Here is a 23238-nt window from a genome sequence, read left to right on the forward strand (position 1 = left end):
GAGGGGAGTTCGTTATATGTATGGAATTCTGGCTGTTTCCGGCCTGTCTTTTCTTCTGGTGGCGGTGTTTACGCCTCTATTGATCTGGACGCTGCATAGACTGAGGTTAACGCAGCCAATTCGTGCCGAGCTTCCAGCAGATCATCAGGCCAAACGGGGTACACCACTAATGGCAGGGTTGATCCTGCTTATCGGGATAGCGATTTCGCTGCAGTTTCAACCCGGGCCTCTAATGTTACTCTTATGCGTTACGTTTTTGTTGTTTAGTTCAGTCGGATTTTTGGATGATTTCAAAAAGGCTTTTTGGCAAAATCCATCCGGCATCAGCGGCCGCTCAAAACTAGTGCTTCAATTTCTTTTTACTGGAATTATATTATATGTGTTGTTCCATTCGTTCGGCCTGACGAGTGATATCGAGTTATTTAAAGGGCAAAATCTGCAGTTGCCTGTGTACCTTTATGTGGCCATCATTTTGCTGTTTGTGGTCGGCTCCGCGAATGCCATCAATTTTACAGATGGTCTCGATGGGCTATTGATCAATGTTGCCATACCGTCGTATTTTTTCTTTTTTATGATTTCGGACAAACCTGAAGTGCAGACATTTTCACTTGTTATGATCGGTTGTCTGCTAGGGCTTTTGCTTTACAATATTTATCCTGCAAGAGCGTTTATGGGCGATACTGGATCACTGGCCATCGGTGGCTCCCTTTCCGTTCTGGCTGTCATTGAAAAGGTTGAGCTCTTGCTTCCGATTTTATTTTTCATTTATTTTGCGGAGCAGTTGTCGGTCATTTTACAAGTTTGGTACTACAAACGGACGAAGCTGCGGCTATTCCGGATGGCTCCGATCCATTACCACTTCAGCTTAAAATACGGATGGAGTGAGAACAAAATCGTGATGATTTTCGGTTTCATTTCGTGGGTATCCGTACTGCTGTGCTGGTTGATATGGAAATATTTAATTCACTAAACGAACAATTCGATACGAAACATGACTCTACATAATGTTATTGCAACAACGAGACATCGGCATCTTTTGTATTTACAAATCTATAAAAGTAGATATAATGGAACACATGGAACCTTTATTGATATTCAAAGCGTTGTCTAACGAGACTCGTAGTCAAATTATGATGTGGCTAAAAACTCCCGAGGAATTTTTTGATGAAAAGCCTTATTTACAACAAGGCCTAAATTTTCAAATTGGGATTTGCGTGGGAGATATTCAAGCTAAAGCGGGGCTTGCACAGTCGGTTATTTCGAGCTATCTATTGACTATGCAAAAAGCTGGTTTGCTGGAATCTGAGCGAATTGGGAAGTGGACGTATTATCGTCGAAACGAAAAGACAATTCAAGAGTTTTCCGATTATATTAAAGAGAAACTATAGGAGAAAGGAGGAAGGGCTTTTTTTTGGTAATACATATCTACAAATCTAAATATGTAAATATAAATGGAGGATTATTTTAAAATGAAAAAGGTTAACCCTTTGCTTATTATTATTTTGGCTTTAGGCGTATTTGGCATTATTACAACGGAAATGGGGATTATAGGTGTTCTGCCACAGGTAACTCAAAAATTTAATATATCAACTTCTCAGTCTGGATGGCTTGTAAGTATATTTGCTTTAGTTGTTGCTATTTCAGGTCCATTTCTGACCTTATTGGCTTCTGGAATTAATCGTAAAATAATTCTATTAACTGCTGTACTTATTTTTGCAATTTCAAATATTGTTTATGCGTATACGACCATGTTTGAAGTAATGCTGATTTTCCGTATTATCCCTGCTATTTTTCATCCCGTGTTTTTTTCAGTTGCACTTGTTACCGCTGCCCAACTTGTCCCTCCGGAAAAGAGCACCAAAGCAGTTACAAAGGTTTTCGCCGGAATAACGGTCGGGTTTGCTTTTGGTGTGCCTTTGACTTCTTATCTCGCGGACAAAATTTCGTTAGAAGTCGCTTTTCTGTTTGGAGCTGTCGTAAGTATAATTGCCTTTTTAGGAATACTAGCTTGGCTTCCTTCCATGCCAGTTAAAGAAAAAATGTCATATGGTAAACAACTTGGTATTTTACGCAAACCCCTATTGTGGTTAAATATTGTGGCAGTTATTTTTATCTTTGCAGCTATGTTTTCTGTGTACAGTTACTTTGCTGAATATCTTGGGCAGGTAACACATATGAACGGGTCATGGATTAGTATCATGTTGATGGCCTTTGGGATAATCATGATTTTTGGGAATTTTTTATTTGGAAGCCTTTTGCATAAAGGCATTACAAAGACCGTTATCATGTTTCCATTGTTATATGCGGTAACTTACTTATTCGTATATTATCTAGGTTCTTATTTCCTTCCGATGGTTGTTATCATAATCATTTGGGGGGCAGTGCATTCCGGCGGACTGATTGTCAGTCAAGCATGGTTAACGACCGAAGCGAAAGAAGCTCCCGAATTCGGTAACAGCTTGTTTATCTCATTTTCCAACCTTGGAATTACTATAGGGACTGCTATCGGTGGCTGGTTTATTTCTCATGCAGGAATACAGCAACTCATCTGGATCGGAATTATGTTTTCCCTGCTTGCTTTCTTATCGATCATAATCAAAATAAAGATTTCCAAATTAAACGGGGTAGAGTAAAGGCGAAACAGCGATAGCCAAGTATCTTTTTTCTGGTACACGGCTGTCGCTGTTTTCTATGATTAGTAGTACAGTCTTGTGTTTTTAAGTTTTTTAATTTATTTTTAATAGACCCCATGAAATTACATACGTGTATAAGAAAGAGGTTATCAATGAATAAGATTTATCTAGTAAAAAGCTTTCTAGCTATCACACTCTTACTTGGAACAACAACTGCCTGCAACTTAGCCGAGCAGATTACTTTAGAGCCAGTTCCAACGATTACGGCTGATTCCAGTTCTGGATTGGGTTCTACGCCAGACAATACAACAGAGGACAACAAACGTTTAATAGATGCAAAGGTAACAAGAGTAGTCGATGGTGACACCATGAAGCTGACTATAGGCGGCAAAAAGGAAACCATTCGTTTATTGCTGGTTGATACTCCAGAGTCAGTGAATCCGAACATCCCCGAACCACAGCCCTTTTCGCTAGAAGCTTCTGATTTCGCCAAAAAGATGCTTACGGATAAAGATGTACAAATTGAACTTGATGTATCGGAGCGGGACAAATATGGCCGCCTACTTTGTTACCTCTATATAGATGGGAAAATGTTCAATGAGATTCTGCTAGAGCAGGGTTATGCACGTGTAGCCTATGTATTTGCACCTAATACAAAATACGTAGATCAATTTCGAGCGATTCAGGATAAGGCGCGAGAGCGGGGAATAGGTATTTGGAGCATTGAAAATTACGCACAAGACAATGGTTTTCATGTGCAGAAAAAGAAATAAACTTTAATTAGCTTAGGATATTTGAGCCTATTAGAAGAAAGGATGTAGTTTTTTGAGCGATTATATTATGGAGTTAAGAAAGCTGGTAGGTACCAGACCGCTTATAATGGCAGGAGCCTGTGTTTTATTGTGCAGCAATCATCAATTATTATTACAACGTAGAACGGACAACGGATGCTGGGGTTTGCCAGGTGGCTCGATGGAGCTTGGGGAGACTTTAGAAGAGGTCGCTAAGAGGGAGCTTTTTGAGGAAACGGGCTTAACAGCCAAAGGTCTTGAATTGTTCGACATGTTCTCTGGAAAAGATCTTTATTATAAATACCCGCACGGGGATGAAGTATATAATGTTGTGGCTGCGTATCTATGCACAGACTTTGATGGGGCGCTAAAGGTAGATGGAATTGAAGTGCAGGAATTGCGTTTTTTTAATTATGCAGAATTGCCAAGCGAGCTGTCTCCTCCAGATGTTCCCGTCATTAAGAGGTTTTTGGATCGTTTTGTGAAGTGATGTCGGATGGTATTCAAAAGATTAAAGAGGGCTGCCTAGTGGTAGCCCTTTCTTTAGTTTATTTTGGCCATTTCCTCGGGAGTTTCAGTACAACCACGAATTTTTCTGTTGAAAATAACTATAGCAGCAGTGTTGACTTCGTCAAACTATTGGAGTAGTCTGTATCCAAGACCCAAACTATTGCAATAGTGTAAGGAGATGATTTAAATGACTATTAAACTTTTTGATTCGGAACTTAAAGTAATGGAAGTGTTATGGAAAGAAGGAGATAGGTCTGCCAAACAAATTTCTGATATTTTGAAGGCTGAGATTGGTTGGAATATGAATACAACTTATACTGTTATCAAAAAGTGTATTGGTAAAGGTGCAATTGAGCGCTATGAACCTAATTTTATGTGTCATGCGTTAATTGCTAAGGTGCAGGTACAAGAAATGGAGACAGATGAGCTGATTGACAAGGTGTTCAATGGTTCTGTCGACAAGTTATTTGCATCCTTACTTGGGCGTAAGAAATTATCTGCTCAACAGATTGAGAAGCTCAAACAAATCGTCGATAACGTTGAATGAGGTGATGGCCTATGAGCACCTTTATGAATATGAGTTTTACTGCTGCGGTGATGATCGTGGCTATTATTGTCATTCGATCGCTGGTCATCAATAAGCTGCCTAAGAAAACCTTTATGGTGTTATGGGGGGGGGTTGTATACAGACTACTGATTCCCTTTTCTTTGCCGTCACCATTTAGTATTTACACATGGGTTGATAGTTTACCTTTGAATAATTCGAACAATGTGACTTTCGTTAATCCGTCCTCCCCTCTAACCTTACCCATGAATCTAGTAGGTTCGACTTCGACGTCTGAGGTTCAGTCGATTAATAACCATTTGTCTTTTGCTATCTCGTCTATCTTAGTCATTTGGATAATGGGTATGGTTATTTCCGCATTGTACTTCATCATCACTTATGTGAAATGTCGAAGAGAATTTCATGCTTCTTTGCCTGTTGATCATCCAGTTGCTTTGAAGTGGCTAGATGAACATAAGTTGACACGCACGATACAGATCCGGCAATTGGATTTAATCCGTTCACCCCTAACCTATGGAATTAAGCATCCAGTAATCCTACTGCCGAAAAATACAGACTGGAGTAATATTGAGCAGATACAATACATTCTTATGCATGAACTAGTACATATTCGACGATTCGATCAGATAACGAAGCTGATATTAACAGCTGTTCTCTGTGTTCATTGGTTTAACCCGTTAGTGTGGGTCATGTATATGCTGGCTAATCGTGATATTGAACATTCCTGTGATGAAACGGTTGTGCGATCATTTGGCGAAACAACGAAAAGAGCTTATGCGATGTCTCTTATAACAATGGAAGAACGAAAGAATAAGCTAAACCCTTTAAGCAATCATTTTTCAAAAAATGCGATTGAAGAAAGGATTATGATGATTATGAAGATGAAAAAAACGACCACCGCTGCGACTGTTCTAGCCATTGTCTTAGTTGTTGGGGCTACGGCTGTTTTTGCAACCAGTTCAGCGAAGTCTGCTGGCTTGAACACGAATCAAGATTCATCTGTGTTGACTCGTGGGGACAATGATAATATTCAGTACTCAACGAATGGAGGAAAGACATGGATGAACCAAGTGGAGTATGAAGCAAAATATCCCGTTTCAGATGTAGAATGGTGGACTTATGATGAATACAAAGCTTGGCTCGAAGATGAAAAAATAGAACTCCCAAAAATAATTGGAGGAAAAGCATGGACCTCAGGAGATGGGTGGTTCACATGGACACAGAAGCGTGTGGATGATGTTATCGCTAGGTATGAAAAAAATCTTGCTGATATTAAGAACGGGACAAAAATTTCAAAGACCGTGAATGGTCAGGACGACATGATGTTGTCCTCTAATGCGACTGAAATAAGTACTTCTGTCTACAGTGAAACCATTTCGTCGGACAACGTTGAGGTTATCTCATTTGGCCCGTTTGACACGAAGGAAGAGCTTCTTGCTAAGGTTAAACCTTACTGTGAGCAACAAGTCAAGCAAGGAAATATGACGCAGAGGGAAGCGAAAGAGATACTGAGCAAATACAATTAAGAATAATCCAAGAGTGTGTTGTCACATAAATGTTAGATTCCTGCTTAACTTCGATTTCTAAAGCGTCACCCTTCCCGCAGAACGTTAATAAGATGAACAATGAAACATGACATCAGCCCGGAAAGGTGTGCGATTATGGACGGAACAATCCTGAATTTCTTTGCTGGCGGTAACACAGCTCACGGCTTCTCTAACCTCTATGAGTCGTCATTGCAAGGTTTAACACGTTTGTTTGTTTTAAAAGGAGGCCCCGGTACGGGGAAAACTAGAATCATTCGAGAAATTGGAGATCTTCTGGCTCAACAAGGTTATGAGATCTGGTTAATTCACGCGGCGTCAGATAATGATTCACTCGACGGAGTGGTTATTCCTGAATTAAAAGTAGGAATTATAGATGGTACGGCTCCACGGGTCATTAAGCCAGAATTGCCTGAAGAGGCCATCATACATGTGAATTTGGAGCAGGCCGTCGATACGCTCCAGTTAAGCCAGCGTTGTGTTGAGATCGACAGCTTAGTTGATCAGTACACGGAAGAGCATGAACTAGCTTATTCAGGCTTTGCTGAAGCACTCCGCATTCATGACGAATGGGAAGCGATTTATATTGCGACAATGAATTTCCAAGCCGCTGATGAGCTGACTCAGGAGTATATTCAACTTCTGTATGGTGATCAGAACTTCGAAAAAGTAAGCCGGGTGGATCACCGTTTTTTAGGTGCAGCTACGCCTAAGGGTGCAGTGGATTTTGTACCTAATTTAACCGCAGGGCTAAAAAGATATCTTGTAAAAGGTCGCGCGGGTTCCGGTAAATCTACACTTTTAAAAAAATTGGCGGCTGAAGGAATAAAACGTGGTGTCGATGTTGAGATTTACCACTGTGGTTTCGATCCGAACAGCCTTGATATGATTATCGTACGCGAGCTTGGGTTTGCTATTTTTGACAGCACAGCTCCGCATGAGTATTTTCCCGACCGTGCTACCGACGAGATTGTTGATATGTATTCACGGTGCATTCAGCCAGGTACGGATGAAGCTTTTGCCGAAGCCATCGCAAGTATTAAAGAGAGATATTCCAGCACCATGAAACAATCCATTCAACATCTGACAGATGCCAAAGTATTTTTGGATGAGTTAAAGACAATCTATGCCGCCGCTACAGATTTTGACCATGTAGATCAGATTAAATCACAAATTCAACAAGAAATCAGCGGGATTGTGGAAAGTCCTCAGGAGGTTTAACCTTCATTAAAGATCGCTCTCTTAGCGGGCGGTCTTTTTTCTATGTCAAGAAATTGGTATGGTACTTACGCACCCATGCGGTTATTCCCACCAGAATTGTATCCAAGTATGCTCTCTCTAGGGACAACGATAAGGGAGAGAGAAACTTATGAGTGATCAGAAAGTGATGTTTAGAACGGGTCTTAAGGATTCTGTAGCTATTGTTGCAGGATTTATTCCTGCTTGTTTTACGTTTGGATTGGTCGGTAAGGGATTAGGCCTGGGGAGTCTGGAAGTGTTCTTATTGTCAGCGCTCGTATTTGCGGGAGCCAGCCAATTTATTGGCGTAAAAATGCTTGCCGCTGGTGCCGCCGCTCCAATGATCCTGCTGCTTACGTTGATCATTAATTTAAGATATTTGTTTATCAGCCTATCTTTTGGGAGTCAGCTTGACCGTACAATCAATCCGCTGGCCAAAGTCTGGATTGGGTTCAGTTTAACAGAAGAAGTGTACGCTGTTAGTATGATCCCCCGCAATCATTCAAAAGAAAATATAACTCTTCCATATTTGCTGGGTCTACAAATTCCTCCGTATATAGCAAATTTGCTGGCAACAGCTGCGGGAATATCGCTGGCATCCTACATTCCGGCTATATACTTACCTGCTTTGAACACCTCATTATATGCCTTACTGATAGCACTAATAGTGCCACAACTAAAGGGAAGCATTCGGAATTTGGCCATATGTTTAGCAGCGGCGGGTTCTTCATGGCTTCTACATCCCGTACTTGGAAACTCCTCGATACTTGCAGCTATGTTAATTGGTATGGCAGTAGGGTCCTTATTTCGAGAGCAAGCTGAAGTAGAAAAGGAGGTATCCGTATGACTATTCTGATCATTATCGGGATGGCAATCCTTACATTTTCATTTCGTTTTGTACCTTTGCTGCTGACAAAGCATACGAATGGCTCTTCCAAAGTCCAAGCTTTGTTGGAATATTTGCCTATCGCGGTTCTTAGTGCTTTAACGGTTCCTGGGATATTTCAGGTGGACGCAGATGACAATCTTGTAGGTATCGCTTCGGGTATAGTCGCTGTTATACTGGTATTAATTAGGAAAATCCCGCTGTTACTCGTGATCTTAGGCGCTGTTTCTGCAGCACTAATTGTAAAAATCCTTACTATGAACCATTAAGAAAACCCGGATTAGAAGGGTAGGAAATCTTATGAAGCATGAATTGCTGATTACTCTCGATAAACAAAGACCTATTCCATTAAGCCGTCAAATTTATGAGCAGGTTCGTAATGCTATCCATTCAGGAGCTTTAAGTGGGGGGGATTCACTGCCTCCATCAAGGACTTTGGCCAATCAACTGGAAGTATCCAGAAGTGTAATTCTTCAATCCTACGAGCTACTTCAAGCAGAGGGTTATCTGGAGATGAGAAAAGGGGCAGGAACCTATATAGCGGGGCTGCCGGTGGAGGAGAAAGCCCCCCAGGATTCTGAGAACCCTTACAATTTTATAACGAAAGGTCCTGATTTCCTTACACTCAATCCTTCTTCTATTATAGAAAACGACTTGAACACAGTATTATGTAATTTTCGGCACGGTGTACCTGCATGGGACGCTTTTCCAATGGATCAGTGGCAAAAAGCATTAATGAATGCCTGTCGTCGTGCATCTCCTGATACTTTGGGTTACGGCCCGGTCGAGGGCTCTTTGGGACTACGCCAAGAGATTGCACGTTTATTACGGTCCACACGTTCGATGCCCGTGGTTCCGGAGCAAATTGTGATTACATCCGGGGCAACGCAGGCATTGGATATATTATCGAGAATTTTTGTTTCAAAAGGTGATCATGTTATTGTTGAAGATCCATCACATAACGTTGTGCGGGAGATTTTTTCGTTCGCTGGAGCGGTGGTTACACCCATCAGAGTTGACCTAGAGGGTATCTGTGTAGATGAGCTCCAAGCAAGCTGTGATACCATCAAAGAAGATCCTCATAAAAAACCAAAACTAGCTTATGTCACTCCTTCGCATCAGTTTCCTTACGGGGTGACCCTGTCGATGAAACGAAGAGTGCAGTTACTGGAATGGGCCAAAGCCAATCAAGCTTTTATTATTGAAGATGATTATGATAGTGAATACAGGTACGAGGGTCCGAAGCTATCATCACTTGCTGGACTAGATGTTGACGGTAGAGTAATTTATGTAGGCAGTTTTAGTAAAGTGTTATTTCCTTCTCTGCGCATAGGTTATGTTGTATTGCCTCCGACTTTGATTCAACCTTTTTTGGCGGTCAAATGGATAACAGATCGTATGTCTTCTGCTCTGGATCAGGAAGCGTTGGCGGAATTTATTCAGAATGGACATTATGCAAGGCATGTTACGCAGATGGGGAAACTTTATGCTGCCCGCAGGGCTTGTCTAGTAAAAAGTTTAGATGCTGAATTTGGCAGTCGTGTACGCTATTATGGGGAAGAGGCGGGTCTTCATTTATTAATTGAACTGGAATCCAATGCCGAAGAGCATCGTATAGCTGAATTGGCGTTACGATATGGAGTTCGGGTCTATCCTGCGTCTTCTTATTTTGTGGGCAGTAAACCTCAAGGTCCTGTCTTTCTACTTGGATATTCTAATCTCACCGAGAATCAGATTAAGATGGGTGTGAACCGCTTGATGTTAGCTGAAACGGAAGCGGCAGTTAGTACTAGAACTTAATCGAAAGCGATAGAATATCTAATTCTGGAGGTTTTTATGAAACGGTATATGATAGGGATTGATCTTGGCGGAACCAATATTAAAGTAGGGATTTACGATACTGATTTTATAGCTGTAAAAGAAAGATCTATACCAACAGAGGCTGCTAAGGGCCCGGCCCATGTGTTGGGACGGATTAGAGAAGCTGTACGTTTAATCACGGATGAAGCGAATATTGCATTAGATTTGGTAGAAGGAATGGGAATCGGAGTGCCAGGATTACTTGATCCGGTAACCGGAATTTCTTTTTTCTCACCGAATTTTCCGGATTGGGAGCATGTACATGTTGTAGATGAGATGAAAAAATTCTATGACTTTCCTACTTTTATTGATAACGATGTTAGGGTTAATCTTTATGGTGAATGGCAACAAGGTGCAGGAAGAGGGTATAACAATCTGGTTCTGATTACCTTGGGAACGGGATTAGGGTCGGGTATTGTGAACGACGGAAAAGTGATCTACGGTACGTCTTATAGCGCTGGTGAAATTGGGCATATGAATATGTACAGGCACGGGCGTCCCTGCAAATGTGGAAGTTCCGGTTGTTTGGGGCGATATGTGTCCGCGATTGGCATGGTGAATACTTTTAAAGAGAAGCTGAAAGAAGGTCGAACAAGTATTATTCAGACTTGGACTAAGGATCAAGTTGAGCAAATTACCGCGTTAATGATATCTGAGGCTTACGAACTTGGAGACGCTCTCTCTATGGAAGTAATGCAGGAGACTGGAACTATACTTGGATTTGGATTAGCGAATGTTGTGAATATCCTCAACCCGGATCTTATTATTGTAGGTGGGGGAATGGCAGCGGCGGGAGATAAATTGCTCCAACCTGTAAGAGAGACTGTGCATCAGCATGCGTTGAAGCTATCAAGAAGTAAGTGTAAAATTGTTCAAGCAGAGCTTGGGAGTCGAGCAGGAACTATAGGTGCGGCCTCTTATGCGTATAGTAAGCTGCAAGATGCAGGGAAATTAAACTTTGCTTAGTGTTAATTGTTTTTTTACATGAAATGGAACCAGATCGAGCCGCCCGGAATACAACTGTATAAAACCGTGGAGGTGCTCTTATGTTTGCAATCATGCAATTAATAGGTGGAGTGATTCTTTCTTTGGGATGGATCCCGCAGATTGTTCAAATCCTCAAATCAAAATCCGTAGCCGATTTAAATCTCAAATCGTATTTACTTATGCTGCTCGGGATTAGTCTAATGGAAGCTTATGCGATCAGTTTGGCGGTTACGGGGGTTGGATTAGCTTTTTTGATTACGAATACGATGTCTTTATGTGTTGTATTGCTGGTTATTATTCTAGTGATTAAATATCGAACAAGACCATGAATGAAGCTTATAAATTTAATCTAGAAAGTGAATGCAGGAGGTTAATTTGCGCGAAAAAAATTATACATATGAAATCGATGCGATAACTTTTCAATTACAGGAAGCCTGTGATTTTGCTTGGTTAACTAAGCTGGGAAAAGTGTTTAAAGTGTTCGATCAGCAAGACTCCGGAAATCTTTCTTTTGGCGTGGAGCAGGATGGGAAGAAGTATTTTGTGAAATTTGCTGGGGCGAAACCTTTGACTTATGCCGGGAATCCTCAGGATGCTGTTAACCGTTTAATTGAAGCTATTCCGTTATATAACGAACTTAGATATGATGCGCTGATCACGCTACTGTCGCATTTTGAAGTTGAGTCGGGGTATGTAGCAGTCTTTGATTGGTTTGCAGGTGAATGTTTACATTCGCATTGGCTGTTTGCGGGAGAAGCGAAGCTGAGTCATCCGGAGTCGCCTTTTTTTCGTTATAAGCAATTATCCGTTGAAAAACGTCTGTCTTCATTAGATGTAATCTTTTCGTTTCATGAATATGTGGAGTTACAGGGTTATGTGGCTGTCGATTTTTATGATGGAAGTATTCTATATGATTTTGTAAACGATGAAACTAAAATTTGTGATATTGATTATTATAGACGTAAGCCTACTGTAAATGATCTAGGAGAGAACTTCTGGGGTTCATCCAGATTTAAGTCACCGGAAGAGTTTATCTTGGATGCACCGATTGATGAAGTTACGAATGTATTTAATATGGGCGCCACAGCATTTGTTTTGTTAGGAGGAGCATCCGATCGATCGTTTGCAAAATGGGAAACCAGCCAAGCCCTCTACGAGGTTGCTTTGCGGGCTGTCAGTGCGGTGAGGGAGCAGCGGTATCGGAATGTAGCAGAATTTAAATTGGCTTGGGATGCGGCAAAAAATGTTTGAGGCTGGTGGGAAGGCGAGGGATATAATTTGCAGGTAAACTTTTTTGAGTTGGATAAGGAAAAAGAAGTTGAGCTGAAGTACGTTGTTATTATGGTTAAACATGGTGAAGAATGGATCTTAGCGAGACATCAGAACCGTTCGACGTGGGAGTTTGCCGGAGGGCATATAGAGGTTGGCGAAATCCCGGAGCAGGCTGCTGCCAGAGAATTATATGAAGAAACGGGTGCGGAACAATTCTTACTTTTTCCAATAGCTATTTATAGGGTCACTAGTATCGACGCTCCAGAAAATTATGGTAAGTTATATTTTGCAAATGTGGAACAGTTCGCAGAACTTCCTCCTTATGAGATGGCAGAAATCAGAGGATTTACTGAGATACCAAAAGAACTGACGTATCCCTTGATTTACCCAGCCTTGATATCAATAGTTCAGGATTTCATTAACCATTCATCTTCAGCTGTAGGATAAGAATGATAGCCCTGCTGTTGTCACATGATATGATTAATAAATAGAACAAGCAGGAGGGATTTCATTGAAAAGAGACATTCAGCATGTACCCTATGGCTATGAGCCACCAGTTGAGCAACGTAAAGGGACTTTAGTGTTTTACGACTCTTTTGAACATATAACAGATCAAGAGCTTGAAGTGGCGGCGAAAACTGCAACTGACCGGCGTTTCACCAAACTGGTGTTATATCCACTTCATGAGGAAACGGTGCGACGGATGACCAAAGAGCCGGTGAGCGCTTATTATAAGCGAGAGGACCGGCTGCATGAATGGAAAAGGGAGCAAGGGCGTAGCTTTATCACGGTAGAGAGTTTGGAAGGGAAGCGAAAGAAGTATACTCCGCTTGATTCAGCGTTGCGGCATCTTTTGGAGATCTATCCTTCGCCGATTTTTCTGTATTTAACGCCTGAGGTGGCGAATCAGTTCGCGTCTTATTCTTCTTTTGAAGAGTGGATTGTAAAGATTCGGTTATTGTTGCCAGCTGCACCTTCATCACTGCATCCACGGTTACTAAAATTTCGCCATCGCTGGGATGTTGTTGGAGAAGAGAGAGATTAAAATTAACAAATTTAATTTGTGCTGCTTTGTTTACGTCTATAATTGTACATTCTCCATTGATAATGGATAAAACATCCGATACAAAAACCTAGGATTGCCACAGTGGCGGCCACCGCAACGAGCGCTGTGAAAATGTAAGCTGCGATCGTCCAGCCAACGATGAAGCTGATGAGACCCCCTGCGAGGCAGAAGACAGCTATGCTTTGATTAAACTGTTGTTGTGACCAGTCTTCGAGTACATAGTGGGAACGCTCTTTTGTCAGAAACCTGGCAGCTAGCTTAATGATGGGATTATAACCGAACAAAAGACCGAGCAATCCGGCTAACAAGGGCAGCGCTAGTATCCAGTGTTGTCCTGTTAGCCAGGTTAATATTACAGAAATGACGATAAACGCCTGATTAGTTTTTACTAATGACCGGGGAATTCCTTTGGGCACGTTTTGCATTTTATTCACACCTTTCTCATTGGAATAATTATAGTATACGCTGTGATTGTGGGAATGGGAAGTAGATAATTTCAAGCGGACGTGGGGTGTCGGGAGTTAATTTAGTGAGGGAGAGAGAAGGTATGGAGATGGCTGGAAGCGGATGGGGAATATGGGGCGTATGGAGGTAGGTGGAGCAGATGGGCGGATGAAGCAGACGGGCTAGATGGGGGCAGATGGAGCAAATGGGGCGAGTGGGAGCAGATGGAGCAGATGGAGCAGATGGGCTGGATGGAGGCAGGTAGTAATTTATTGCCAAAATACAGATGGACATTAATATCATCCACCCACCCAGCACATTACGTCCTCACCTCCTCTCCACAGCACATTGGGCCTTCTCTCGTTCACACCATCTCCTGCACACCATCTGCTTTACACCATCTCCTTTACACCATCTCCTTCACCTCATCTCATTCACTCCATCGGACCCCAGAGTCCTTATTTGCTGGAAAAGTAACCTTTTGAAAGATTAACGGACCCCAATGCAGCTATGAGCACAAAAAGGGATGAAAACAGTTCGGTTGGAGTGGAATAGCGACGGTGAGGTCCGATAAATTGTGAAAAGACATGATTTAGCGCAAATAGCTGCATCTGAGTCCGATAGGAATGTTAGCTTGAGAGCAAGTGTAGTACAGGGAAAACAAAAGTGTGGTAGTAAGTGTGAAGCAAGGGAGTACACGGACAAATGCATGCGCGGAAATAGTGTGAGGCATGTGTGCGACCTAATGAAGCTAATAGCTCAATGAGAAGTAAATGTGAAGTAGAAGGATGTTCGAAGTTAGGAGCTATCGGACCCCAGAGTCCTTATATGCTGGAAAAGTAACCTTTTGAGTAATTATCGGACCCCAATGCAGCTATGAGCACAAAAAGGGATGAAAACAGTCCGGTTTCAGGGGAATAGCGGCGCTCAGGTCCGAAAATGAGCCCAAAAGCATGTTTTAGCGCAAATAGCTGCATCTGAGTCCGATAGGAATGTTAGCTTGAGAGCAAGTGTAGTACAGGGAAAACAAAAGTGTGGGAGTAAGTGTGAAGCAAGGGAGTAGACGGACAAATGCAAGCGCGGAAATAGTGTGAGGCAAGTGTGCGATCTAATGAAGCTAATAGCTCGATGAGAAGTAAATGTGAAGTAGAAGGATGTACGAAGTTAGGAGCTATCGGACCCCAGAGTCCTTATATGCTGGAAAAGTAACCTTTTGAGTAATTATCGGACCCCAATGCAGCTAAGTGTACAAAAAGGGATGAAAACAGTCCGGTTTGAGGGGAATAGCGACGGTGAGGTCCGATAAATTGTGAAAAGACATGATTTAGCGCAAATAGCAGCATCTGAGTCCGACAGGGAGGATGGAGCTAACCCAACCCACCCAACCCAACCCCCACGATCTTCCACCAAAATTACTTTGAATTTAAGTAATTTATGTGTTGACATATCTCTTTGAAATATGGTTTTATTATGTAGACCAATTGTTATAATGCAAAGGAAGTGTCAGCTTGTCGAACAAGCCGAATACGCGTGAGGCGATTTTGGACACAGCTTCGAAATTGTTTTTTTCTCAGGGATATCATGCAACAGGACTGAATCAGATTATTAAAGACAGCGATTCACCGAAGGGGTCTCTTTATTACTACTTTCCTCACGGTAAAGAAGAACTGGCTTTAACATGTATTAACCGGACTAGTGAAGTTGTCGCTCAGAAGCTTAGACATCATATGGAGAACAGCAAGAGTGCGTCTGAGGCAATGGAGGATTTCATTTTAGGAATGGCTAAAGATGCTGTGGAATCCTCATACGAGGGGATTGTTCCGTTTAGTTTTTGGTTGGCGGCGGAGACATCCTGTATTAGTGAGGAGCTGCGGACTGCATGTAAATCTGTGTTTATGGACTTGCAGGATGTGATCAAGAAACGTCTTTTGGATGAGGGCGTAGAGAACAGGCCCGCGGCCGATATGGCTTCAGTGGTAATCTCTTTATTTGAAGGGGCGCTTCTCCAGACGCTGACTTTTCGGGAGGAACAACCGCTTCTCGCGGCGGCAAAGTTTATCCCAGTAATACTTGGTTAGATACAGACAAATAGATAAGATTATCAGGAGGATTAAGGGTGGAAGCAACTATGCAAGGGAATCAACAAAAAGAGGTCAAGAAGTTTAAGACTATTCCAATTCTTGTCTCTTTATTACTAGCAGGTTTTATCGGAATGTTCAGTGAAACGGCATTAAATGTTGCCTTAAGCGATCTTATGAATGTCCTACAAATTACCCCAGCAACAGCACAATGGTTGACAACAGCTTATCTGCTTACACTGGGTATATTAGTACCAATTTCGGGGATGCTGCTTCAATGGTTCTCGACGAGACAGCTGTTTATAGCGGCTTTATGTTTTTCAATCCTAGGAACATTCCTAGCGGCAGTATCACCTAACTTTGAGTTCTTACTTACAGCAAGAGTGGTTCAAGCTATGGGAACAGCGCTTCTGTTGCCACTGATGTTTAATACAATCCTTATCATCATTGCTCCTGAAAAACGTGGGGCAGCAATGGGGATGATCGGTCTGGTTATCATGGTTGCTCCGGCGATTGGGCCTACCATTGCTGGACTGCTTATTGAAAGCCTCAGCTGGCACTGGATCTTCTGGTTGTCATTGCCATTCTTAGTGATTGCATTGATATTCGGGATTCTGTTCATGCAGAATGTAACAAAGGTGACGAAACCGAAGATTGATATCCTTTCTATTGTCTTATCTTCACTCGGGTTTGGCGGTATTGTGTTTGGTTTCAGCAGCGCCGGTGAAGAAGCGGGCTGGGGAAGTCCGAAAGTGATCATTGCGATCATCGTAGGTGTAGTAGCACTTTTATTGTTTGGACTTCGTCAAATGAAGATGAAGGAGCCAATGATTAATCTGCGTGCTTTTAAATATCCAATGTTCGCTATTGGTGTAGCTATGGTATTTATCTGTATGATGGTTATTCTGTCCTCCATGTTGATTCTTCCGATGTACCTTCAACAAGGACAAGGTTATACAGCTTTCAAAGCGGGTCTGTTGCTGCTTCCAGGCGGAATTATAAACGGATTGATGTCCCCAATTATGGGTCGTATGTTTGATAAATACGGTCCGAAATGGCTCGTGATTCCAGGTCTGATTATTGCAGCAGTTGCCTTGTGGTTCTTCTCCAGTATTACTGTAGCTTCTACGGTTGTGTTCGTAATCGTACTTCACAGTACGCTTATGATTGGTATTTCAATGGTATTTATGCCGGCACAGACGAATGGTATTAACCAGTTGCCACTAGAACTCTATCCAGATGGTACAGCTATTATGAATACACTGCAGCAGGTTGCTGGTGCCATTGGTACTGCATTAGCAGTCAGCATTATGACCGCGGGTTCAAAAAGCTACATGAAAACTGTGGAGAACCCAGCAGATCCAGCTAATATGTTACCTGCGTTCACGAACGGTGTACAAAATGCTTTTATTTTCGGAATGAGTATGGCGATTGTAGGACTAATTCTTGCTTTCTTCATAAAAAGAGTAGTTGTTAATCATAAAATGAATACCCCGATGCATTAATAAATAAATTTGACGCAAGAAAAGGTGTTCGAATAGGTTAGTTTGTAAAATCCCCTTAGGATAGACAGTGAAAAAAAGTTCATGATCTCATGGACTTAACACTGTTGATCGAAGGGGATTTTTTTTTTCGCAATAAGAAAGAGGACCACTCCTCATTAGAATACCGAAAAGCGACTCCACTTAAAGCTTTCTTTTTTAAGAAAAATGCTGGGATATATTAGTCAGATATTCTTCTTCGGCCGTATTTTCTTTCATTTGAATGAGCATTTTTGCATCTGCACCAACAACATATCGGAATTGACTTGTCTCATCTGTGGCGGCTTGATATATTGTTTCCGCAACAAGTTCTGGAGGCGAAGCATACGCAGGTTGTTTTTCCATCTCACCCAATTTACCCAAAAATGCAGTAGTAAAAGGTTTATATTCCGTTAATGCTTCATTAAAAAAGAACTCCATCGATCTACTACCAAAGTCTGTCTGAATGGCACCAGGTTCAATTAACTTTACTTTGATGTTTTGTGATGCTAATTCATAAGATACGGATTCAGAAAAACCTTCTACGGCAAATTTCGTTGAATGATACAGAGACATTGTAGGAAAGGTTACTTTCCCACCCATAGAAGAGATATTGATCAGCAAACCATCTTGGTTAGCTCTAAAATGTGGCAGCATGGCTTTAGTCATACTGATAAGACCAAAAACGTTGACTTCAAACTGTCTTCTGATCTGCTCATCTGTAGCTACTTCTATAAGTCCCATTGTTCCATAACCAGCATTATTGAGAAGAACGTCAATTTTACCGAACCGTTTGATCGCCTCCTCTAACGCAGGTTGAATCGTGTCTGCTTTCTCAACATCGAGCCGTAACACCAACACATTATCAAGTGTAGTGAATTCACTTTCTTGTTCAGGTGAACGCATCGTGGCTACCACATTCCATCCTCTTTCAGCAAAATGTTTTGCTGTAGTTCTACCGATACCAGACGAAGCACCCGTTATAAAAATTGTTTTCATCTACAATTCCTCCTAAAAGTTTTATGAGCGGTACATCTTAACCTGGTTCGTTTTAAACTCACTTCGTAAGTACTAACTTCTCCATGTTTAACAATCCCTCAGCAATGGTTGTTAGTTTAGCCTTATATTCTTCTATGCCAATTTGAATGCAGATGATCTGTGCTGGATGCATTTCATCTTTATAAAGCGAATACTGAGCGAGTAATTGATCTAACTTATGTTGTGATTCCTCTTGAGCTTGCTTCAACCAAATAATCACCTTCTCATACCCGACAAATTCACCAAAATAAAGCCTCATCATAAAATCAGATTTCTTAATACTGTCAGCCTCTAGTGGGGCTAGTAAATAGGCATTAAAACTATCTCTTCCTTTATCCGTGATGTTTAAAAGATTTTTATTAGGCTTACCTTCCTGAGGTATGTTTTCCTTAGTAATCAGACCCTCCTTTTCCATGCGAGCAAGTGTAGGGTAAATCGTTCCATAACTAGAACTATAGAAATTAGAGAATATTTCCTCCAATAACTGCTTTATTTCGTATCCAGTCAACGATTTTTTCATAAGCATGCCTAAAATAACATCCTGACTGTTCAAAATAGGGCCTCCTTTAAGTTTCTAAATATTTGTATATCGTTATCACAATATATCAGACCTTTATATATTGAGTCAATATATATTGGACGGATACTTGGAGTTGTTTTTTTATGTATTCATAATAATTAAGAGACATCCCGAAAAAACGACGATCGCTCCCTGGCAGAATACCGGGGAGCGATCGTCATTTAATTCTCACTTATTAAATTTTCATTGTGTCCATTCCATCATATATACTCGTTGTAACTCCACGTTAAGGATCACGATACAGTAGCTACCATCATCTTTTTTCTTATAGCAATAGAATCCTCTTTCTTCGAGTTCTATAGGGTTAGCCCAAAATAATTTTTCGTATTTTTCTTTTTCATTTGGATAAATGGCAATCACAGAGTCTTTGAAACTTGATATTCTCTCTTTTAAGGGGTCAATGGATTCAACATTGAGGGGATGCCAAAATGCTGCATCTTTGATTTCTTTGAATTGCTTTTCGTCATAATCTAATACGTAATAGCTTTCGCCATCCCCATGGAAACTGGGTGGACTTTCAAATATCACCTTTGACTCTGTAGGTTTAGAGATCGATATGCCCCAATTTATCTTCCACGTCTCATAATAGTTCATTGAATTGTTACGGAGCATATATCCAACGAAAATAAATATGAAAAGAACGGTAAAACTCAAGATTGTTATTGTTGTTTTTCTCATCGTTGATCTCCTCAACATGCTGCTTGTATTACCATTATTATACATGAATGAGGAGGGAATAAGGGCTTTCTTAATAGAAACTTTACATACATAGATTTACGATGTATAGTTGTCCTAGGTATAAAAGGATAACTAATATTCATGATATACAGATATTAGTCATGGGAAAAAAAGCAAATCAACGGTATAAATCCCGTAGAATGAGCCGAATCCGGCTCGACGAAGCAAATCAACGGTATAAATCCCGTAGAATGAGCCGAATCCGGTCCGACGAAGCAAATCAACGGTATATATCCCGTAGAATGAGCCGTTTCCGGTCCGAGGTAGCAAATCAACGGTATAAATCCCGTAGAATGAGCCGAATCCGGCTCGACGAAGCAAATCAACGGTATATATCCCGTAGAATGAGCCGATTCCGGTCCGAGGTAGCAAATCAACGGTATAAATCCCGTAGAATGAGCCGAATCCGGCTCGAGAAAGCAAATCAACGGTATAAATCCCGTAGAATGAGCCGAATCCGGCTCGAGAAAGCAAATCAACGGTATAAATCCCGTAGAATAAGCCGTATCCGGACCGAGGAAGCAGATCAACGGTATAAATCCCGTAGAATGAGCCGAATCCGGCTCGACGAAGTAAATCAACGGTATAAATCCCGTAGAATAAGCCGTATCCGGACCGATGAAGCAGATCAACGGTATAAATCCCGTAGAATGAGCTGAATCCGGACCGAGGAAGCAAATCAACGGTATATATCCCGTAGAATGAACCGAATCCGGCTCGACGAAGCAGATCAACGGTATAAATCCCGTAGAATGAGCCGAATCCGGTCCCACGAAGCAAATCAACGGTATATATCCCGTAGAATGAGCGGAATCCGGTCCCACGCCAATTGTAAAGTTAGAATTTAGGAGGTGTTAGCCGTTGAAAGTAAGTAAAGAGATGCTGAAGGGCAGTACGGGTACGTTAATTCTGACTCTTTTACTGGAGAAGCCATTATATGGTTATGAGTTAATCAAAGAGCTGGAGCTGAGATCACAGGGTGTTTTTTCATTAAAAGAAGGAACCTTGTATCCAATTCTGCATGCGATGGAAAGTGAGCGCTGGGTAGAGGCTTACTGGATGGAGGTAGAGGGAAGGAAGCGTAAGTACTATAGAATTCTGGATGAAGGTAAAGAGAAACTCAAGGAGAAAAAAGCAGAATGGGTTATGTTTAAAGGTGCAGTTGACTCCGTTCTGGGAGAGGGTGGTGTATGATGAAAGAGAGGCAGCAGCAATTTTTGGATGAAGTGTGTGCAGAGATTAAAGCGAAAAAAACTCACCCAGAGATACGTCAAGAATTAGCTAGTCATCTAGAAGATTTAATTTGTGAAAAAGAATCAGAAGGTGTATCACGGGAAGAAGCCATAGCTTGGGCGATCGCACAAATGGGGAATCCGCAAACGTTAGGAAAGGAACTTCATCTAATACATAAACCACATGTACCTTGGGGATTGTTTGGCGTTGTAGCTATATTATCCGCGATCAGTCTGATCGGAATGAGTTCTGTGGATGTAGGCTACAGTGATATTGTTAAAGGTGCTTTTTTGGATAATGCGTTTAGACGCCAAGCGATAAATATACTCATTGGAATTGTATTGATGTTTGGATTGTATTTCATTGATTTCAGAAAGCTGAAAAGTTTCTCGTGGGTATTATACGGAACATCAATAGCAGGAATTCTGTCGAGTATATTCTGGGGGATAACAATAAATGGAGTAAATTATGGTCCTAGGATTTTTTTGATCTTACCTGATATGACATCCTATCGTCCTTATGTTTTGATAGTCGCGTTAGCAGGGATTTTAGTGAATCGTAAGGAATCGGCTAAAAAGAAAACTTGGCGGAGTGGGTTGTTCGACACAAGCCTTCTGTTAGCACCTGCATGGCTTCTTATCTCTTTAAACTCTCTTCCAGAGCTTGTAGTGTATCTAATCTCTTCACTACTATTATATGTATGGATTACTCGCGATTGGATAAAGAGTGTAGTATTATTAGGGTTCTTTGTAATAGTTGGACTAATGTTCATCTTCAATAGCGACTACCTGATGGCCAGAATTATTAGTGCAATAAATCCATCTTTAGATCCAGAAGGTTATGGCTATATCTATCAAGTAATGCGTGAAGTTATTAGTTCAGCGGGTTGGTGGGGGCACGGATTCGGAGCAGTAGAACAAAAGCTGCCGTATGTCTACTCAGATATGTTGCCTGTCTATCTTATTCATTGTTTTGGTTGGGCGGGGGCGCTGCTTTTGCTTGCAGTTATCTCCTGGTTCTTTATCAAGCTTCTATCTACGATACGAGCGATTCGTGAGCCCTATGGACAAGCTTTAGTGTTGGGTTTGGCATTTTTGCTAGCCATAAGACTAACCTATGGTCTTGCTGTTTTGAGCGGCGGAATGATGCTGACTTCTATCCCGTTCCCTTTCCTGAGCTATGGGAGTCATGTATGGTTTGAATATGCGGCTATTGGACTTTTGATGGGAATTTATCGTAGGAAGGATATTGAAGCCGTCCAGGATAATACTGTACTGAGTTAGATTCAGGATCCTCTCGTATGTCTAATTATTAAGTATGAATACTTAAGGGAGGTCTTTTAATGGGATGGAAAAAAACAGGCTTGTTAAGTATTGCCTTTGCCCTAGGCTCTATGGGAGGGTTTGGGAGTATACATACAACTGAGACTGTAGCTGCCGCAACTCTGAAAGAATCTGCGAAAGTCTATAACCAATTCCAACAATATGTACAGAAACCGGCATCTCTTGCTAACGCACGGAATTATTTGATTAACCATATCAAAGAAGTGGATACCTGGACAGCAACTCAGATGACACTCCAGCTCGAAAATGCACAGAAGGCATATTTACCTGTGTACTCTGAGAAGGTTTTTCCGGAGAATGTTCAGAAAGAGATAAATAATGCTTTTTCCAAAAGCAAAAATCTAACCTACAGCACACTCCTTAATGCGATCAAAGATCCCAATGTACGCAATATGTTAATTGAAGGACGGGATAAGGGGTATAAGCTGGAGACTAGTGAGGGCATGTACTATCCAGTGATGCATTATGAGGGGTTCAAAAGCTTTAAGCCGTATGTCACGAAGGACATCGCTGCTTATATAGACATCATGGCCACTGAATCGAATCAACCAAGTGTTTTTGATGCAGCTATTGTGATTAGTTGGACAGAGTTAACGAACAGGGCGCTTGCACTGGAGGATTTTGTGACGAAATACCCAGCTTCCAATCGGTCAACCGTTCTTCAAAAAGAGCTGCTCAATGCAACTTCACGCTTATTATATGGATCAAGCAACACACCAGCTTATGACTATGATGAGCAAGTAATCAAACCTGAAGTAAAGAAGGCGTATGAGAATGCATTAAAAGGAAACAAAGGCGACACCAGAATCCTAATGATTTTAGAAAAACTACTGCAGTTACTTGATTCCACGAATAATAAACTCACACCTGAAGTGGAGAAATTTCTAAATCAAACGGTTAATTCGAAATGA

26 protein-coding genes are annotated in these 23238 nt (G+C 41.4%); 21 read left to right on the forward strand and 5 right to left on the reverse strand.

All coding sequences use genetic code 11. The features are described 5' to 3' along the window. Positions 1-16 precede the first annotated feature (16 nt). The 16 genes from mraY to MHB56_RS27730 all read left to right on the forward strand — a co-directional run bounded on the left by mraY (position 17) and on the right by MHB56_RS27730 (position 13332). Positions 17-970, forward strand: coding sequence for a phospho-N-acetylmuramoyl-pentapeptide-transferase (mraY, locus tag MHB56_RS27655; protein ID WP_076183800.1), 954 nt, complete (start codon positions 17-19; stop codon positions 968-970). Between the two features lie 106 nt (positions 971-1076). Further along, positions 1077-1388, forward strand: a complete 312-nt coding sequence (locus MHB56_RS27660; protein ID WP_076190171.1) for an ArsR/SmtB family transcription factor — start codon at positions 1077-1079, stop codon at positions 1386-1388. Between the two features lie 81 nt (positions 1389-1469). Beyond that, positions 1470-2633 (forward strand): MFS transporter, encoded by a 1164-nt coding sequence (locus MHB56_RS27665; RefSeq protein ID WP_248548176.1) that lies wholly within the window; start codon positions 1470-1472, stop codon positions 2631-2633. Between the two features lie 152 nt (positions 2634-2785). Continuing rightward, positions 2786-3406 carry a thermonuclease family protein gene (locus tag MHB56_RS27670; RefSeq protein WP_076126181.1) on the forward strand — a complete coding sequence of 207 codons (621 nt, stop codon included), beginning with the start codon at positions 2786-2788 and terminating at the stop codon, positions 3404-3406. Between the two features lie 67 nt (positions 3407-3473). Then, positions 3474-3914, forward strand: coding sequence for an NUDIX hydrolase (locus MHB56_RS27675; protein ID WP_076126240.1), 441 nt, complete (start codon positions 3474-3476; stop codon positions 3912-3914). Positions 3915-4121: 207 nt separating this feature from the next. Next, positions 4122-4481 carry a BlaI/MecI/CopY family transcriptional regulator gene (locus tag MHB56_RS27680; RefSeq protein ID WP_076126183.1) on the forward strand — a complete coding sequence of 120 codons (360 nt, stop codon included), beginning with the start codon at positions 4122-4124 and terminating at the stop codon, positions 4479-4481. An 11-nt stretch (positions 4482-4492) separates the two neighbouring features. Continuing rightward, entirely contained in the window at positions 4493-6025 is a 1533-nt protein-coding gene (locus MHB56_RS27685) for a M56 family metallopeptidase (RefSeq protein ID WP_341144245.1), read from the forward strand. A 135-nt stretch (positions 6026-6160) separates the two neighbouring features. Continuing rightward, positions 6161-7264, forward strand: a complete 1104-nt coding sequence (locus MHB56_RS27690; protein ID WP_076305480.1) for a PRK06851 family protein — start codon at positions 6161-6163, stop codon at positions 7262-7264. Between the two features lie 148 nt (positions 7265-7412). Then, positions 7413-8129 carry an AzlC family ABC transporter permease gene (locus MHB56_RS27695; RefSeq protein ID WP_076126189.1) on the forward strand — a complete coding sequence of 239 codons (717 nt, stop codon included), beginning with the start codon at positions 7413-7415 and terminating at the stop codon, positions 8127-8129. Beyond that, complete coding sequence (locus MHB56_RS27700) at positions 8126-8437, forward strand: AzlD domain-containing protein (protein ID WP_036686713.1); 312 nt, start codon at positions 8126-8128, stop codon at positions 8435-8437. The genes MHB56_RS27695 and MHB56_RS27700 overlap by 4 nt, the downstream gene beginning before the upstream one ends. A 31-nt stretch (positions 8438-8468) precedes the next feature. Then, positions 8469-9968 (forward strand): MocR-like pyridoxine biosynthesis transcription factor PdxR, encoded by a 1500-nt coding sequence (gene pdxR / locus MHB56_RS27705; RefSeq protein ID WP_341144246.1) that lies wholly within the window; start codon positions 8469-8471, stop codon positions 9966-9968. A 36-nt stretch (positions 9969-10004) separates the two neighbouring features. Next, the gene (locus MHB56_RS27710) at positions 10005-10994 is read left to right on the forward strand and encodes an ROK family protein (protein ID WP_341144247.1); all 990 of its coding nucleotides are present in this window, start codon (positions 10005-10007) and stop codon (positions 10992-10994) included. 80 nt (positions 10995-11074) lie between these two features. Further along, entirely contained in the window at positions 11075-11344 is a 270-nt protein-coding gene (locus MHB56_RS27715) for a PQ-loop domain-containing transporter (RefSeq protein WP_076126195.1), read from the forward strand. A 46-nt stretch (positions 11345-11390) separates the two neighbouring features. Further along, on the forward strand, positions 11391-12266 hold the full coding sequence (locus tag MHB56_RS27720; protein ID WP_340975890.1) for a serine/threonine protein kinase: 876 nt from the start codon (positions 11391-11393) through the stop codon (positions 12264-12266). A 48-nt stretch (positions 12267-12314) separates the two neighbouring features. Beyond that, positions 12315-12734 (forward strand): NUDIX hydrolase, encoded by a 420-nt coding sequence (locus MHB56_RS27725; protein WP_339190857.1) that lies wholly within the window; start codon positions 12315-12317, stop codon positions 12732-12734. A 64-nt stretch (positions 12735-12798) separates the two neighbouring features. Further along, positions 12799-13332 carry a hypothetical protein gene (locus MHB56_RS27730; RefSeq protein ID WP_076126201.1) on the forward strand — a complete coding sequence of 178 codons (534 nt, stop codon included), beginning with the start codon at positions 12799-12801 and terminating at the stop codon, positions 13330-13332. An 11-nt stretch (positions 13333-13343) separates the two neighbouring features. On the opposite strand, the gene MHB56_RS27735 is transcribed toward MHB56_RS27730, so the two are convergent. Continuing rightward, complete coding sequence (locus tag MHB56_RS27735; protein WP_341144248.1) at positions 13344-13778, reverse strand: DUF4395 domain-containing protein; 435 nt, start codon at positions 13776-13778, stop codon at positions 13344-13346. A gap of 1527 nt (positions 13779-15305) precedes the next feature. Between MHB56_RS27735 and MHB56_RS27740 the strand changes: the two genes are divergently transcribed. Beyond that, positions 15306-15875 (forward strand): TetR/AcrR family transcriptional regulator, encoded by a 570-nt coding sequence (locus MHB56_RS27740; protein WP_339173948.1) that lies wholly within the window; start codon positions 15306-15308, stop codon positions 15873-15875. Between the two features lie 50 nt (positions 15876-15925). Further along, the gene (locus MHB56_RS27745) at positions 15926-17380 is read left to right on the forward strand and encodes a DHA2 family efflux MFS transporter permease subunit (protein ID WP_076130929.1); all 1455 of its coding nucleotides are present in this window, start codon (positions 15926-15928) and stop codon (positions 17378-17380) included. Positions 17381-17575: 195 nt separating this feature from the next. Here the strand turns inward: MHB56_RS27745 and MHB56_RS27750 are convergent, their stop codons facing one another. The 4 genes from MHB56_RS27750 to MHB56_RS27765 form a co-directional block, all read right to left on the reverse strand. Then, a complete protein-coding gene (locus tag MHB56_RS27750; protein ID WP_340012533.1) occupies positions 17576-18394 on the reverse strand; it encodes an SDR family oxidoreductase in 819 nt (272 codons plus the stop codon). A gap of 58 nt (positions 18395-18452) precedes the next feature. Continuing rightward, positions 18453-18986, reverse strand: coding sequence for a PadR family transcriptional regulator (locus MHB56_RS27755; RefSeq protein WP_081388325.1), 534 nt, complete (start codon positions 18984-18986; stop codon positions 18453-18455). A 210-nt stretch (positions 18987-19196) separates the two neighbouring features. After that, entirely contained in the window at positions 19197-19691 is a 495-nt protein-coding gene (locus MHB56_RS27760) for a hypothetical protein (RefSeq protein WP_341144249.1), read from the reverse strand. 159 nt (positions 19692-19850) lie between these two features. Next, positions 19851-20531, reverse strand: a complete 681-nt coding sequence (locus tag MHB56_RS27765) for a hypothetical protein (protein ID WP_341144250.1) — start codon at positions 20529-20531, stop codon at positions 19851-19853. An 81-nt stretch (positions 20532-20612) separates the two neighbouring features. Between MHB56_RS27765 and MHB56_RS27770 the strand changes: the two genes are divergently transcribed. The 3 genes from MHB56_RS27770 to MHB56_RS27780 are packed head-to-tail and all read left to right on the forward strand — an operon-like array spanning position 20613 to position 23238. Continuing rightward, on the forward strand, positions 20613-20945 hold the full coding sequence (locus MHB56_RS27770; protein ID WP_036678319.1) for a PadR family transcriptional regulator: 333 nt from the start codon (positions 20613-20615) through the stop codon (positions 20943-20945). Next, positions 20942-22267, forward strand: coding sequence for an FtsW/RodA/SpoVE family cell cycle protein (locus MHB56_RS27775; RefSeq protein WP_341144251.1), 1326 nt, complete (start codon positions 20942-20944; stop codon positions 22265-22267). The genes MHB56_RS27770 and MHB56_RS27775 overlap by 4 nt, the downstream gene beginning before the upstream one ends. 59 nt (positions 22268-22326) lie before the next feature. Beyond that, positions 22327-23238, forward strand: a complete 912-nt coding sequence (locus MHB56_RS27780) for a hypothetical protein (RefSeq protein ID WP_340012536.1) — start codon at positions 22327-22329, stop codon at positions 23236-23238.

The organism is Paenibacillus sp. FSL H8-0315 (genome assembly GCF_038005365.1).
GTDB lineage: Bacteria > Bacillota > Bacilli > Paenibacillales > Paenibacillaceae > Paenibacillus_AQ > Paenibacillus_AQ odorifer.